Below are 13,937 nucleotides of genomic sequence, written 5' to 3'. Positions count from 1 at the left end.
CGACCGCCGGGTCCGGCGAGACGGTGCAGCGGGCCAACTGTCGGGCCCGCTCGTCCGGGTCGCCGACCGCGGCGGCGAGCACGGCGTGCAGGCGTCGCCGGGCCCCCGGCGGGATGCTCTCCCGCACCGCCGCCGCGTAGCGGGGGTGCGCGAAGTCGATCCGGTTCGGCGTGACGACGACCAGTCCGGCGTCCTCCGCCGCGTCCAACGCACCCGCCGGGACCCCCGCCGCGGCCAGGTCCCGCGGGGCCGGCACGGTCAGCAGCGCGGCCAACCGCACCGCGTCGCGGCTCGGCGCGGGCAGTGCGCCCAGCGCGCCGGCGAGGAGCTGGCGCAGCGACGACGGCACCGGCAGGTCCTCGTCGTGCCGGGGCGGGCGGGGCAGCCGCAGCACCGCCCGGGCCAGCTCGATGGCGAGCAGCGGGTTGCCGCCGGCGTCGCGCGCCAGCCGGTCGGTCAGGGAACGGCCGAGCGTGCCGCCGAGCCGGGCCGCGACGACGCGGTGCAGGTCCGCCGCCGAGAGCGGAGGCAGATCGACCCGCAACGGCGGACGCCGACCGGTCGGGTCGTCGTCGAGACCCAGCGGCACCGGTGCGGCGTCGCCCTCCCCGGTACGGCGGGTGGCCAGCACCGCCGGCCAGCGGGGCAGTCGACGCAGCGCGAACCGCAGCGCCCGGGCGCTGGGCGGGTCGAGCCAGTGCGCCTCGTCGACGGCCAGCAGGGTCCGGGGCGCGTCGCCGGCGGCGGTGTCGAGCAGCGTGTGGGTGGCCGCGCCCACCGCCCGCTCGTCCACCGCCTCGTCCTGCTCACCGGTCAGCAGCACCATGTCGGCGGCGAGGCGCTGCGGGCCCGGCAGCCGTGGCAGCGCGCCGGCCAGCGGGCGGAGCACATCGGCCAGCGCCGCGTACGGCAGCGCGGTCTCGGCCTCGGTGGGCGCGGCGGACAGCACCCGCCAGCCGGCCCGGCGCGCGTGCCCCACCACGGCCCGCCACAGCGCGGTCTTGCCGATGCCGCTGGGCCCGTCGAGGAGCACCGGCGCCCCGTCCGCCAGGGCGTGCCACACCCGGTCGACGACCGCGTCGCGGCCGACCAGTGCGCCCTCCATGGCGGGATCGTGGCACAGCGGCGCCAGCGTGCCCAGCCTCGGGCCCGCCCCGGCGCGGGGTCAGCGCGCGCCGACCGGTTCACATCCGGCCGGCGACGGCGGCGGTCTCCGCCGCCGGTCGCTCCGGGGCGGACCGCTCCACCGTGTCGGAACCGGCCGGCGCCGGTGGGTCGGCGGCGGGCGTCCGCCCGTCGCCGCAGCCGGTGAGCACGGCGAGCACGGTCGCGGCGAGCGCGAGTCGGTGACGCACCGCTGCCCCCTCAGGCCGGGATCGCGTCGAGCGCGCGACGCAGGATCTGCTCGTGCCGCGCCACGTCGGTGCCGAAGTTGCTGACCGTAACCGTGTACGTCCCCTTGTCGTCGATCAGCACCGCCTCGCCCGCGAGGTCCTTCACGGCCAGGTAGCACCGCTCGCCCCGGTCGAGGTCGACGACCTTGTCGTACCGCTTGCCGGCCCGCTCGTGCTCGTAGTCGTAGGTGGTCTGGCCGGCGGTCGCGGAGGCGGTGGTGACGGTCAGGCTGGCCACCCCCTTGCCGTCGCCGAACAGGCAGTTGCCGTCGTCGCGCATCGGCTGGCCGACCACGTCGGACACCTGGGCGGCGGTGAACGGGCAGGCCGGCGGCGCGCCGCCGGGCGCACCGAGGACGTCGGTGTCGTCGCCCCGGTCGGCCGACGCCGGCGGTGGGTCGCGGTCGTCGCCGCACGCCACCGGCGCGAACAGGGCGAGCAGGAGCAGGGGAAGTCCGAGCCGGGCGCGTCGTCGGACGCGGGCCGGCGCAAGCGCGGTTGCCATGCCTCGACGCTAGGGCCGACGTCACCGCCGGTAATCGGGGGTTTCCCTACGCGTCGAGCGCGGCCGCTCCCGGACCGGTCAGGCCCAGCGCTCCTCGTCGGGCAGCGGGATCTCCTGGTTCTGCTCCACCGCGTCGGCCGGGGTGAGGTCGTCGCGCACCGCGTCGGCCAGGCCGGCGCGGTCGCTCGGCGGGCGCAGCACGCCCTGCTCGGCCAGGTCGGCCTCGGTCGCCTCGGGCACCGCGTGCCGGAGGCGGTCGGGCGGGCCCACCAGCGTCTCGTCCTGCCGCTGCTCCTGCGCGTCGGCCTCCGGTGGGCGGCCCAGCGCGTCCTCGCTCATCCCGCCCCCGTCCGGCGCGGCGTCGCGGGGGCCTCGGCGGTGCGGTCGGCCACCTCGTCGTACTCGGCCGGCAGTTGGGCGACGGCCTGCGCGTAGGCGCTCGGGTCGACGGCGTCGCGCAGCACGTCGAAGACCGCGGTGACGCCGTGGCGGGCCCCGTCGACGTCGACGTCCGCGCGCCCGCTGACCCGCTGCACGAACACCTCCAGCCCGAACGGCTCGGCGGCCTCGGCCGGGCCGAACGCGTACGCCCGCAGCGCCTCCGGGAGCCGGTCGGCCAGGTCGCGGGCCTCCCCGCCGTCGATCCGCTCGGCCAGCGTGGTCAACGTGGCCTGGGTGACCGCGCCGGCCTGCTCCGCAGACATGCCGCAGCGCTCGGCCACCGCGCCGATGAACTGGTCCTGGTCCATCCCACCGCCTCCCTCTGCCGGGTCGGCGAATTCCCACCCCGGGTCGCCGCAAACGGCGGCCGGGCACCAGAGGCGCGGACGCGGGGCGGGACCGTGGCCCGACGCGTGCCGGGGTAGCGTGCGACGCGGAACCCGCAACCGAGGAGGCCCGGACAGTGCAGCCGACGACCGTGGACGTGCCCACTCCCGACGGTACGGCGGACGCCTACCTCGTCCGACCGGACGCCGACGGGCCGTTCCCCGGTGTCCTGCTGTTCATGGACGCGTTCGGGCTGCGACCCCGGCTGGCCGAGATGGCCGCGACGATCGCCGCCCGCGGCCACGTCGTGCTGGTGCCCAACCTCTTCCACCGTTCCGGCCCCGCGCGGCCGGTCGACATGTCCGCCCTCGCCGACGACGGCCGCCGGGCCGAGCTGTTCGACCGGCTGGGCCCGATGATGGCCGCGCTGACGCCGGACGCGGTGGCCCGCGACACCGCCGCCTACCTCGACTTCCTCGCCGCCCAGCCGGGCGTCGCGCCCGGCCCGGCGGCGATCACCGGCTACTGCATGGGCGGCACGAACGCGCTGCGGGCGATCGAGGCCCACCCGGATCGGGTGGCCGCGGTGGCCGCCTTCCACGCCGGGCGGGTGGTCACCGACGCGCCGGACAGCCCGCACCGGGGCGTCGGCGCGATCACCGGTGAGCTCTACTTCGGCCACGCCGACCAGGATCCGTCGATGACCGCCGAGCAGATCGCCGTCCTGGAGCAGGCCCTGGACGCGGCGGGCGTCACCTACCGCTCGGAGGTCTACCCAGGCGCCCCGCACGGCTACACCCAGGCGGACACCCCGATGTACGACGCGCGGGCCACCGACCGGCACTGGGCCGCGTTGTTCGATCTGCTCGACCGCACGTTCCGGGGGTGACCCGGCGGGCCCGCGGCGGCCACAATGGAGCGGTGGAGACGGAGCTGCTGCCGATGATCGCCGCCGAGCGGCGCCGCACGGCCGACCTGATCGACTCGCTCACCCCGGCCCAGCTCGACACGCCCAGCCTCTGCGGCGCCTGGACCGTGCGCGAGGTCGCCGGTCACCTGGTGTCGCCGCTGCTCGGGTCGCCGTGGCGGCTGCTGCCGCTGCTCGTGGGTGCCGGTTTCCGGCCGCACCTGGCCAACGCGCGGCTGGCCCGGCAGGTGGCCCGACGGCCGCCGGCCGAGCTGGCCGCCGCGTTGCGCGAGCACGCCGGGCACCGTTTCCGGCCGCCCGTGGTCGGCTGGCACGGCACGCTCACCGACCTCCAGGTGCACGCGCAGGACATTCGCCGACCGCTCGGCCTGCCCGCCGACCTGGACCCGCAGCGGCTCCGGGTCTCCCTGGACTTCCTCACCGGCGGCCGGGCGATCGGGTTCGTCGACCGCCGCCGGGTGGCCGGGCTGCGGTTCGAGGCGACCGACCTGGGCTGGTCGGCGGGGGACGGGCCGGTGGTGCGGGGCACCGGCGAGGCGCTGCTGCTCGCGTTGAGCCGGCGGCGGGTGGCGCTGGCGGACCTCACCGGCGACGGCGTGGCGCGGCTGGCCGACCGCTGAGCGTGCCGTCCACCGTCGGGACGCCGCAGGCCACCGGCACGGAACTGGCCCCTGCCGAGCACCGACCCGGCTGGCTAGCGTCGGCTGATGGAGCCCGAGCACAACGCACCGGTGGCACGGTTCGCCGCGCTGACCACCGCCCACGTCGCCGACGCCTGCCTACGGGCCGGCGTCGAGGTCCGCTGCGCGCCGGCCGCCGTACGCCCGGTGCTGGCCGGTCGCCGGTTGGCCGGCCGGGTGCGGCCGGCCCGGCACAGCGGCAGCGTCGACGTCTTCCTGGAGGCGATCGACCGGGCCGCCCCGGGGGACGTGCTGGTGGTCGACGACGGCGGGCGCACCGACCGGGCCTGCGTCGGTGACCTGGTCGTGCTCGAGGCCCGGGCCGCCGGCCTGGCCGGTCTGGTGGTGTGGGGCGCGCACCGGGACACCGCCGACCTGACGGCGGTCGGGCTTCCCGTGTTCAGCCTCGGCGCCACCCCGACCGGGCCGCTGGAGCTGGCGCCCCGGCCGGCCGGCGCGTTGGACACGGCGCGGGTCGGATCGTTCCCGGTCGATCCCACCGACCTGATCCTGGCCGACGACGACGGGGTGCTGTTCGTGCCCGCCGGCCGGGCCGGGGAACTGTTCGACCTGGCCGAGTCCATCCGGGACACCGAGCGGCGGCAGGCCGACCGGATCCGGGCCGGCGAGTCGCTACGCGGCCAGGTCGGGTTCGGCGCCTACCTCACCGCCCGGGCGGCGGACCCGACGCTGACGTTCCGGGCCCATCTGCGGTCGGTGGGCGGCGCGATCGAGGAGTGACCGTCAGCCGCCCCGGGCCCACAGCGCCAGACGTACCCGGTTGGGGCTGCCGGTCTTGGTCATCAGGCTGGTGATGTGGGTCTTCACCGTGGTCACGCCGATGTGCAGCCGGTCGGCGATCTCGGTGTTGGACAGCCCTTCGGCGACCAGATCCAGCACGTCCTGCTCGCGGGCGGTCAGGTCGGCGGCGGGCCGGCGCGCGCCGGGGCGGGCGTGCACCGCCCGCTGGACCAGCCGGCGCAGCACCTCCGGGCTGAACGGGCTGTCCCCGGCGGCGGCCCGGCGGACGCCGTCGAGCAGGTCGGTCGGGGGCGCGTCCTTGAGCAGGAAGCCGCAGGCGCCCGCGGTCAGGGCCGGATAGAGGTGGTCGTCGTCGCCGAACGTAGTGAGCACCATGATCCGGGTGGCCGGTCGCTCGGCGAGGATCCGGCTGGTCGCGGTGATCCCGTCGACGCCGGGCATCCGCAGGTCCATCACCACCACGTCGGGTCGGAGCCGGGCGGCGAGGGCGATCGCGTCGCGGCCGTTCTCGGCCTCGCCGACGACCTCCAGGTCGGGCTGGGCGTCGCAGAGCATCCGCAGGCCGGCCCGGATGAGGTGCTGGTCGTCGACCAGCAGCACGCGGATCACGCCGGCTCCGGGCGGGACCGGGGCACCGACGCCCGGTCGGTCCGGCCGCTCGGCTCGGGCCGGGCCGGCGGGGTCGGCGGCAGGACGGTGCGCACCCGCCAGCCGCCCCCGCTCGGCCCGGCCTCCAACCGCCCGCCGAGCACCTCGACCCGCTCCCGCATCCCGACCAGGCCGTGGCCGCCGCCGGTCGGCACCCCGGCCGGCGCCGCGCCGCCACCGTCGTCGGACACCGCCCAGTGCGCCGCCCCGTCGACCACCGACACGGTCAGCCGGGCCCGCGCCGCCGCGCCCGCGTGTTTCGCCACGTTGGTCAGCGCCTCCTGGGTCAGTCGCAGCACGGCCTGACCGCGTACCGCGTCCAGCGTCCCGACGGCCGGGTCCACGTCGGCCTCCACGGTGACCCCGGCCTGCCGGGCCCGGTCCACGGTCGCGGCCAGCGCCGCCGGCAGGGCCGCCGGCTCGATCGCGGTCAGCGCCGCGTCGCCGCGTACGCCGTCCGGCTCGCGCAGCACCGCGACCAGCCGGCGCAGGTCGGTCAGCGCCGCCGTGCCGGTGCCGTGCACGTCGTCGAAGACCTCGCCGACCCGGGGGTCGAGGTCCGGCAGCACATGCCGGGCCACCCCGACCCGTAGCACCATCGACGCGACGTGGTGGGCGAGCACGTCGTGCAGCTCGCGGGCGATGGCGCTGCGCTCGTCGGCGCGGGCGGCCCGGTTCTCCGACTCGCGTCGCCGCTGCTCCGCCTCGGCCCGCTCCTCGGCCTGCCGGGCCAGTTCCCGGGTGGTCCGCACGACCAACCCGAGCAGCAGCGGCAGGCCGACGGTGACGGCCAGCCCGAACAGGCCGGTGAGCACCTTCCGCAGCGGGTCGCCGACCAGGTCGGCCACGTCGATCGCGGCCACCAGACCGGCGCCGAGCCGGACGGTACGCGGCCGGGCGGCCCGCATGGTCAGCTCCAGCAGCGCCCAGCTCGCACCCACCTGGTTGATCACCACGTCGTCGACCAGGACGAACGCCGTCGCCAGCAGGCCCGACTGGACCAGCAGGTTCAGCAGCGGCCGGCGGTGGCCCAGCAGCGCCACGGCGAACGCGCCGAGCGCGAGCACCCACTGCGTCGCCGTCGGCCCGGACCGGTCGTGGGCGACGAAGACCAGGTAGCCGACGCCGCTGAGATCCAGCAGCAGCATCCGCGTGAACGTGTCACGCGCGTCGAACAGTCGACCCACCCAGACCACGGGGCCAGCCTAGGCAACCGGTGCGGCCGGGGCCACCGCGCTCGCGCGCCGCGCCCGCCAGCCCAGCCGCAGTCCGAGGTGGACCGCCAGGCCGAGCGGGCCCAGCAGGATGGTGAGCAGCAGCACCGGGGCGGTGACCAGCGCCGGCACGCCCCGCTCGCGGGCGTCGCGCCAGATCCACCGGCCGACGAACAGGTCGAAACCGATCATGTGGGCCCAGGCCGCGGCCGCGCCGTCCGCGGTGCCGAGCAGCTCCCGCAGGCCGTCCAGCGTGGGCGCGGTGACCACCGGCAGCACGTCGCCGAGCGCCGGCAGCACCAGCACCGCGTAGACCAGCAGGACCGGTGCCACGATCAGCGGGGAGCCGACGATCCGATCGGTCCACGACCAGGCCGGCGCCACGATCATCAGCGCCCAGAACGGCGCGGCCACCGCGAAGGTCAGCCCGAACAGCGCGCCGCTCATCCGACCAGCACCACCCCGGTACGGCGGGGCCGGCGGGCCAGGACCAGCCCGGTGGCCGCCGCGGTGGCCACCACCAGCGTCGCCGCCACGGTCAGGGTGAGCGTGTCCGGGCGCAGCAGCGGCTGGCCGCGCAGTGCCTGCCAGGTGGTGAGCAGCGTGACCCCGCCGTACGCGGCGCCGCCGACGAGCACCAGCCGGGCCCGGGTCAGCGCGTCCAGCCGGGCGCCCAGGAACCGGTGGAGCCCGATCGCCAGCAGCGGCAGCGCCTGCAGGGCGTGCAGCCCGACGAAGTGGCCGATCCGCAGGTCCCCGCCGGTGCTGCTCCAGCCGACCAGCGGCAGCCCCGGGCCGCCGTCGGGCACGCCGACGCTGTGCGCGCCGCTGGTTCCGGCCGGCGCCCCGACCGGGTGCTGCGTGAGCATGGGGAACGCGACCAGCATGCCGAGCAGGGACAGCCCGAGCCCGAGCCGGACCGCGTACCCGCCGGCCCGGTCCGGGACCGGCCGGCGCAGCAGCACGACCGCGAGCACGACCTGGGCCAGGAAGAGCACCATGATCGCCGCGCCCATGATGGCGAACAGCGCCGCGTTCAGCCCGGTGGTGTCGTTGAAGTGGCTGGGGGTGCCGCGGAGCACCTGGGCGACGATGACGGCCATCTCCACCACCGCCACGGCCACGATCACGGTGGCCGCCCGTTCGGCGAGCCGGCTGCGCCTGGGCAGCAGCGAGAGCATCCAGGCGAGGGTGGTGCCGTAGAGCACGAACGAGACCGCGAACTTCATCGGCTTGAGCCAGGCGGGTGCGCCGGTGAGCACCCGGGGGTCGGCCACGACGCCGACCGCGGCGACGACGGTGAGCACCGCCATCGCGGACACGAGGAGCATCAGCGGGCGGTGCCATCCGGCCGCCCGGTTCCACACGGTAGTCATGCTGGTAATGCTCGCGGCCGGCCGACCGGTCCGCGCCCGACCGGAAGCCGCGGTCGCGGCCNTCTCCTACCCAGGGAGGAGGCGGACGGCAGGGCCGGCCGGCGGGTGTCCCCGCCGGCCGGCCGCGGTCCTCACCGCCCGTAGACCTCGAACTCCAGGAGCGAGAACCCGTACGAGGTGGCCCGCGTGAGCCCGTACACGCGCACGTAGCGGGCGCTGACCGGGGCGAAGGTGACGTTGTCGACGCCGCCGTTGCCGGTGGTGGTGGCGAACACCGGCGTCCACGAGCTGCCGTCGCCGGAGACCTCGATCCGGTACGACGTCCCGTACGCGGACTCCCAACGCAGCACCGCCCGGCTGACGGTGCGGGCCGCGCCGAGGTCGACGCGCAGCCACTGGTTGTCGTTGTAGCTGCTGGCCCACCGGCTGGACAGGTTGCCGTCGACCGCCTTGTCCGGCGTGTAGCTGGTCAGGAACTGGGTGCTCGACGCGCTGGCCGGGCGGCCCTGGGCCAGGTTGGTCACGTCGTCACCCCGGCGGGCCGGGAACGAGACGACCTGCTGGTAGGTGGGGCGGTTCTGCCAGGCGATCACCGGGTGGGTGATGCCGCCCAGCCCGGACTGGGCGATCGAGTCGGCGCACCACTGGTCCCCGGCCGAGCAGGACTTGTCACCCGGGTAGACCGTGGTGGCCGGCACCGCGGCGGCCTGACCGAGCGCGCCGAGCAGCGCCGTCCGGCACGCGGACAGGTTGCCGTTGCCGCAGTACGCCCGCCCGAGGCCGCCGGCCACCGGGTCGCCGAGCACGGTGCGCACGTCCTTGTCGACGTAGCCCCACCAGCCGTACTGGAACGAGGAGCCCTTGTGCGCCTGGCCCTGCAACGCCCAGCTCGCGTTGCCGTCGCGCCCGCCGTTCTGTCCGCCGGACGGCGCCTCGTTCACCTCGATGGCGTCGACCAGCGCGGCGTAGAGGTCCGGCCCGAGGCCGGGGCGGAACTCGGCCGAGGCGAGCAGCGGCCACCAGGCGTCGAAGATCCGGATGGCGTCGGCGTGCTGGTAGACCTTCGAGCCGGGCGACGTCTCCACCCGCCGCGAGCCGGCCTGCTGCCAGGCCCGCAGCTTGCCGACCGCGTCGGCCAGCGCCGGGTCGGTGACCGGCGCGCTGTCGAGCACCCGCAGCAGGTCGCCGAGGACCTGCTGGCCGCGCAGGTCGGTCACCGCCGCGTCCGCCATGATCTTCACGACGTCGGCGCGGCCGAGCTTGCGCTGGGCGATCGCGGCGCGCACCGGGCCGTCGAGGAGTTGACCCCGGTGTACGGAGCCGTAGCTGAAGTTGCCGTCCGCCGCCCCGAAGTCCCGCGCCTGCTTGTTGTTCCAACTCACGTAGTAGTCCTGGTTCACCGACTGCGGGTGCGCCGACGCCGGGGCGTAGGTGGCGTCGTTGGTGTCCGGGTTCCAGCCGGCCCACTCGTACGCCGCCTCGGCCTTCGCCGGCAGGTTCGGGTCGGTGACGGACGACCGGACGGGGTTCGCGCCGGAGTTGTAGTACGCCGCCTCGGTGGAGTTGACGTAGAACCAGTTGAACGCGTAGCCGACGCTGCCCGCGGACGCCTGGAACGCCGCCGCGCTGCCCATCGCCGACGGGTCGTTGAAGGCCTGGAAGCCGATCGCCGAGTCGGCCTCGTGCCGGTAGGTGGAGCGCAGCTTGGTGAACGCAGTCGGCTGCCCGTTCACCAGACCCCGGTAGGAGACCAGCCCGTACTTGGTGCGCAGGGCGCGCAGCGTGTACGAGCCGGCGGGGGTGGAGTCGGCCAGCGTCGGCGACCAGGAGTTGCGCTGCTCCAGCGACTCCATGGCGAGGCACTGCCCGTGGTAGAGGTAGCGGTTGCTGCGCAGCGTCGGGGCGCTGCCGTCGGTGGTGCACAGCGGCACCGCGTACGTGTCGGTGAGGTCCTGGGAGGCGGACGTGGCGCTCCACGCGTAGTCCTGCCCGCGACCGAGCAGCACGTAGAGGTTGAGCCCGGCGAACGCGGCGCCGCGTGCGCTGATGCCCGGGCCCTGCAACTCCTGGAGCATGAGCAGTTGCGGCGCGAAGTAGCCGGTCTGCGGCCCGAACACGGCGACCGGGTTGCCGGTGGTGGTGTGCCTTCCGGAGACCACGACCGCGTTGGACATGCCGTGCGCGCGCAGGTTGGCCAGTCCGCCGAGCAGGTCCTTGGTGGCGGTGCTGGCGCCGGTGCGGGCGGCGGCCCCGCCGGTGGCGTCGTAGGCGAGGGGCTCGGCGACGACCGAGCCGGCGTCGGGGAGCACCGCGCTGGTCGCGCCCGGTGGCGTCGCCCCGTACGGGAAGCTCTGCCCGTCGTGCAGCGTGAGCACGGTCTCCGGGTCGTTCTGCGAGCGGAACGCGGCCCACACCCGGTCGCCCTCGGTGGCGCCGTACTTGGCCCGCGCGGCCACCCGGACCAGCGCGGACTGGATCTCGCTGCCGCCGCCCCCGCCGAACAGGCCGCCGATCACGCCGGCGGTGGCGATCAGGTCGGTCATGGTGAAGTGCTTCGGCTTGCCGGCGCCGGCGAGCACGTACTCGCCGGGGTAGTTGTCGTCGGCGATCGACTTGTCGATGTAGNGCCCTTCTGTCGCAGCGCGTCCACCTGGGCCTGGAGGTCCGCCTCGGTGTAGGGCGAGTTGGCCCAGACGCTCTGCTCCAGCTCCCGGTTGCCGGGCGCGCCGCCGGCGAACGAGGTGACGTTGCCGCGACCGACGTGCCGCAGCAGGTCCATCACCCAGAGGCGGTCCTGGGCCCCGGCGTAGCCGGCGCCGAACATGGTGCCGCCGCGGGTGGTGCCGGTGACGTGTGGGACGCCGGTGGCCTTGTCCCGCACGATGGTGACGTCGGAGCGTGGTGAGACGGTGCTCTCGACCTGTGCGGCCGGGACGCCGAACGAGGCGTCGTTGTAGAACTGGGCGATCTGCTCGTCGGTCAGCCCGGCGTAGTTGTAGACCAGGTTGGCGTACTCGTCGAGCTGGTCGCTGGAGTGCGCCGGGCGGGTGCCGAGCGTCTGGTGGGCCAGGATGGCGACGAGCGTGGCGTTGCCGTTCTGCCCGGGGGGCAGGATGTCGGCGCACTGGCCGAGGCAGTAGTCGTTGGCGGCGAACGTGCCGGCGGCCTGCGCCGGCGCCGGCGCGGTGACGGTGAGGACGCTCGCGGTCAGGGCGGCGGCGGTGAGCGCCGCGAGCCGGGCACGGAGTGGGGGTCGGGGCATGGCGATCCTCCGGGGACGCGGAGTCGGGCCTTCGGTACGCCCGGCGGTCGGTGCCGACGTCTCGCCCTCCGCGCCCGGGCGTTCCACCCGGAGGTGAGAATGACTCATATCTATCTCGGGGCAATGATCGACGGCCGACCGCCGCCCGGGATAGCCGTCGTTCACCACCCGTCAATGCCGACGTTTCGCCCGGGGTGCGATTCCGGCGTGACGGCGGGGGCGGCGCCGTTGACGCCCCCACCGCCGCGCCGCGGGTGCGCCGTCAGTGCTTGTGGAACGACTGACGCACCACGCCGCCCACCAGCGCGCACCAGGTGGTGGTGCTGAGCTTGCCGGTGGGCGGCAGCCCGTGCAGGCGTTGCAGGTCCTTCACCGCGGTCCGGGTGGCGTGGTCGTACCCGCCGGTCGGGGTGACCTCGGCGTAGCCCTTGGACGCGAGCATGAACTGCGCCGCGACCACCGGCACGCCGGTGTCGTGCTGGTCCAGCTCCGGGGCGAGCGTCTCCCAGGTCGGCGCCGTGAGCGTGGCGTCGACGTCGACCGGGATGCCGTTGCGGGCCTGCCAGTCCTGCACCGCCGCCACGGTGGCCGCGTCGAACACGCCGGTCACCGGCACGGCGTACCCCCGGAACGTGAGCAGGTGCTGCGCCACCTGGACCACCGGGCCGCCGACGAAGCGCCAGATGTCCGGCCAGCGCCGCGCCGGCACGTCGCCCAGCTCGGTGCCGAGCGCCCGGAAGACCTCGCGGCGCAGCCGCGGGAACTCCCGGTAGAACATCGCGCCCGGGCACTGGGTGGCGCGGAAGTCCCAGTGGCCGAAGATGTCGTGCGCGTGCAGCCCGTACTGGCGGCAGACCGCGGTGCNCCCTCGTTCTCGATGCCGATGGCCCGGCCGTTCTCGCCCGGACAGTGCGCGGCGATCATCTGCCGGTCGCCGGCCCGCAGCCGCTCCAGGCTGCCGTGGCGCCCCTCCAGGACGTGCCCGCCCCGGCTCACCGTGAAGTGCTGGCCGGTGTCCGACCAGCCGTTGCCGTCCATGTGCAGGTCCTGGCAGTCACGGGCGAGCTGCTTGGCGTGCTCCTCGGAAAAGTCGGTGACGTTCGGAAACGCCATGTGGTGCACGATGATCTTGTTGGTCGGGATCGCGCTGGTCGACAGCGGGCCCGACGGCGGGCGGGCGGCCCATTCGTCGCAGCCGATGATCCAGTCGAGGTCCGCGCCCGGCGCGGCCTGCGCGGCGGCCGGCAGCGCCAGTTCGCTGCCGACGACCGCCACCGCGGCGGCGCCGAGGCCGGCCCGCAGCAGCGTACGACGGTCCAGCTCGGGGTGGTCGAAGTGCATGGCATCTCCTCGATGGCCCGACCGCGCCGGGCAATGTAAAGGAACTCCAACTTCTATACGCGACCCGAAGAATATTGCCGAACCCGCCCCAGCGCCAGAGGACAAATGCCACCGCGTCCCACCCGTTGATCTTGCACTTGGTGCCCCGGCGAAAGGGGCGATCCGCCCACGCCGGGGGCCACAACCGCAAGATCGACGGGAGTGGAGGGGTCGTAGGGTGGTGCGCGGGAGGTAGGGGAGTGGGCGTGCAGGGTTCGGGGCGGGTGGACCGGCGTAGCGTGCTCGTCGCCGCCGGCGGGCTGGCGGTCGCCGGGATCGGCGTACCGGTGGGGCTGGCCGCCACCGGCGACCGGCGGTCACCGGCTCCCGGACGCCGGCCGGTCAGCATGGCCATGCACCTGCACGCCTCGTTCAGCGAGGGCGTCGCCAGCTACGCCGCCCACCTGGACCAGGCCCGCCGCAACGCCGTCGACGTGATCTGGTGGACCGACCACGACTTCCGGGTCGCCGCCCACGACCACCGCCGCGTCATCAACTTCGACGGCCCGGAGGAACTCGAGGGCGGCCTGGCCTGGACCTGGACGTCGGCCACCGAGGGCCGGCTCACCGCCGCCACCGCCGACTTCGTCGCCGCGCCGCACACCGCCGACGGGCCCGGCCGCGCGTTGCGGCTGACCGCCGCCGGCGCCGGCACCCACTGGTACGCCGGCAAGGCCTGGAACTGGACCCACACCGGGAACATCTCCGACACCACACTGCACCTCGACGTGCTGCCCGAGTCGGCCGGCCCGGACGCCACGCTGACCGTCGAGATCGCCCTGTCCCACCACCCGGCCGGGCCCGACCGTCCCGCCGGGCAGCTCGTGCTGCGCTACCGCCTCGGCGCGACCGACACGGCCCGGCACACCGTCGCCGGCCGGCACGGCACCGTCGACCTGCCCGCACCGGCCGGCGCCTGGCGGCGGCACACCCTCGACCTGCTCGCCGACGTGCGGCGACTCTGGCCGGACCTGGTCGCCGGCGACAACTCGCTGCGCGGGTTGCGCCTCGGCGTGACCG

The 13,937-nt window shown here is 75.5% G+C and carries 13 protein-coding genes and 2 pseudogenes; 4 read left to right on the top strand and 11 right to left on the bottom strand.

Annotated features, from left to right (window positions below):
• From B1205_RS30750 to B1205_RS02475, 5 genes are all read right to left on the bottom strand, one after another.
• Nucleotides 1–1,105: AAA family ATPase (locus tag B1205_RS30750; RefSeq protein ID WP_254909651.1), on the bottom strand; the 1,105-nt coding region annotated here is incomplete at its 3' end.
• Between the two features lie 79 nt (nucleotides 1,106–1,184).
• Nucleotides 1,185–1,355, bottom strand: a complete 171-nt coding sequence (locus B1205_RS29480; protein ID WP_176308400.1) for a hypothetical protein — start codon at nucleotides 1,353–1,355, stop codon at nucleotides 1,185–1,187.
• 10 nt (nucleotides 1,356–1,365) lie between these two features.
• The gene (locus tag B1205_RS02485) at nucleotides 1,366–1,899 is read right to left on the bottom strand and encodes a hypothetical protein (protein ID WP_089154112.1); all 534 of its coding nucleotides are present in this window, start codon (nucleotides 1,897–1,899) and stop codon (nucleotides 1,366–1,368) included.
• 78 nt (nucleotides 1,900–1,977) lie between these two features.
• On the bottom strand, nucleotides 1,978–2,238 hold the full coding sequence (locus B1205_RS02480; protein WP_089154111.1) for a hypothetical protein: 261 nt from the start codon (nucleotides 2,236–2,238) through the stop codon (nucleotides 1,978–1,980).
• Nucleotides 2,235–2,648, bottom strand: coding sequence for a DUF2267 domain-containing protein (locus B1205_RS02475; RefSeq protein ID WP_089154110.1), 414 nt, complete (start codon nucleotides 2,646–2,648; stop codon nucleotides 2,235–2,237). Before B1205_RS02475 ends, B1205_RS02480 begins: the two co-directional genes overlap by 4 nt.
• A gap of 155 nt (nucleotides 2,649–2,803) precedes the next feature.
• On the opposite strand from B1205_RS02475, the gene B1205_RS02470 reads away from it, so the two are divergent.
• The 3 genes from B1205_RS02470 (at nucleotide 2,804) to B1205_RS02460 (ending at nucleotide 5,016) form a co-directional block, all read left to right on the top strand.
• On the top strand, nucleotides 2,804–3,556 hold the full coding sequence (locus B1205_RS02470; RefSeq protein ID WP_089154109.1) for a dienelactone hydrolase family protein: 753 nt from the start codon (nucleotides 2,804–2,806) through the stop codon (nucleotides 3,554–3,556).
• Between the two features lie 32 nt (nucleotides 3,557–3,588).
• Nucleotides 3,589–4,215, top strand: a complete 627-nt coding sequence (locus B1205_RS02465) for a maleylpyruvate isomerase family mycothiol-dependent enzyme (protein ID WP_217809740.1) — start codon at nucleotides 3,589–3,591, stop codon at nucleotides 4,213–4,215.
• 87 nt (nucleotides 4,216–4,302) lie between these two features.
• Nucleotides 4,303–5,016 (top strand): RraA family protein, encoded by a 714-nt coding sequence (locus B1205_RS02460; RefSeq protein WP_089154108.1) that lies wholly within the window; start codon nucleotides 4,303–4,305, stop codon nucleotides 5,014–5,016.
• Between the two features lie 3 nt (nucleotides 5,017–5,019).
• On the opposite strand, the gene B1205_RS02455 is transcribed toward B1205_RS02460, so the two are convergent.
• The 6 genes and pseudogenes from B1205_RS02455 to B1205_RS30745 form a co-directional block, all read right to left on the bottom strand.
• Complete coding sequence (locus B1205_RS02455; protein ID WP_089154107.1) at nucleotides 5,020–5,646, bottom strand: response regulator; 627 nt, start codon at nucleotides 5,644–5,646, stop codon at nucleotides 5,020–5,022.
• Nucleotides 5,643–6,881 carry a sensor histidine kinase gene (locus B1205_RS02450; RefSeq protein WP_089154106.1) on the bottom strand — a complete coding sequence of 413 codons (1,239 nt, stop codon included), beginning with the start codon at nucleotides 6,879–6,881 and terminating at the stop codon, nucleotides 5,643–5,645. The genes B1205_RS02455 and B1205_RS02450 overlap by 4 nt, the downstream gene beginning before the upstream one ends.
• Nucleotides 6,882–6,890: 9 nt before the next feature.
• The gene (locus B1205_RS02445; RefSeq protein ID WP_089154105.1) at nucleotides 6,891–7,346 is read right to left on the bottom strand and encodes an ABA4-like family protein; all 456 of its coding nucleotides are present in this window, start codon (nucleotides 7,344–7,346) and stop codon (nucleotides 6,891–6,893) included.
• Nucleotides 7,343–8,275: a hypothetical protein gene (locus tag B1205_RS02440; RefSeq protein ID WP_089154104.1), complete on the bottom strand. Its 933-nt coding sequence runs from the start codon at nucleotides 8,273–8,275 to the stop codon at nucleotides 7,343–7,345. Before B1205_RS02440 ends, B1205_RS02445 begins: the two co-directional genes overlap by 4 nt.
• Before the next feature lie 131 nt (nucleotides 8,276–8,406).
• A pseudogene (locus B1205_RS02435) lies at nucleotides 8,407–11,537 on the bottom strand (penicillin acylase family protein).
• Nucleotides 11,538–11,799: 262 nt separating this feature from the next.
• A complete protein-coding gene (locus B1205_RS30745; protein ID WP_254909650.1) occupies nucleotides 11,800–12,189 on the bottom strand; it encodes a peptidoglycan-binding domain-containing protein in 390 nt (129 codons plus the stop codon).
• A 952-nt stretch (nucleotides 12,190–13,141) separates the two neighbouring features.
• Between B1205_RS30745 and B1205_RS30740 the strand changes: the two are divergent.
• Nucleotides 13,142–13,937, top strand: a pseudogene (locus tag B1205_RS30740) (hypothetical protein); the annotation flags it as partial.

The organism is Micromonospora sp. NBS 11-29, from assembly GCF_002140155.1.
In the GTDB taxonomy this organism is placed as follows: domain Bacteria; phylum Actinomycetota; class Actinomycetes; order Mycobacteriales; family Micromonosporaceae; genus Micromonospora.
Note: the sequence above shows the minus strand (reverse complement) of the source record. Positions and strands in the feature narration are given on the sequence as shown.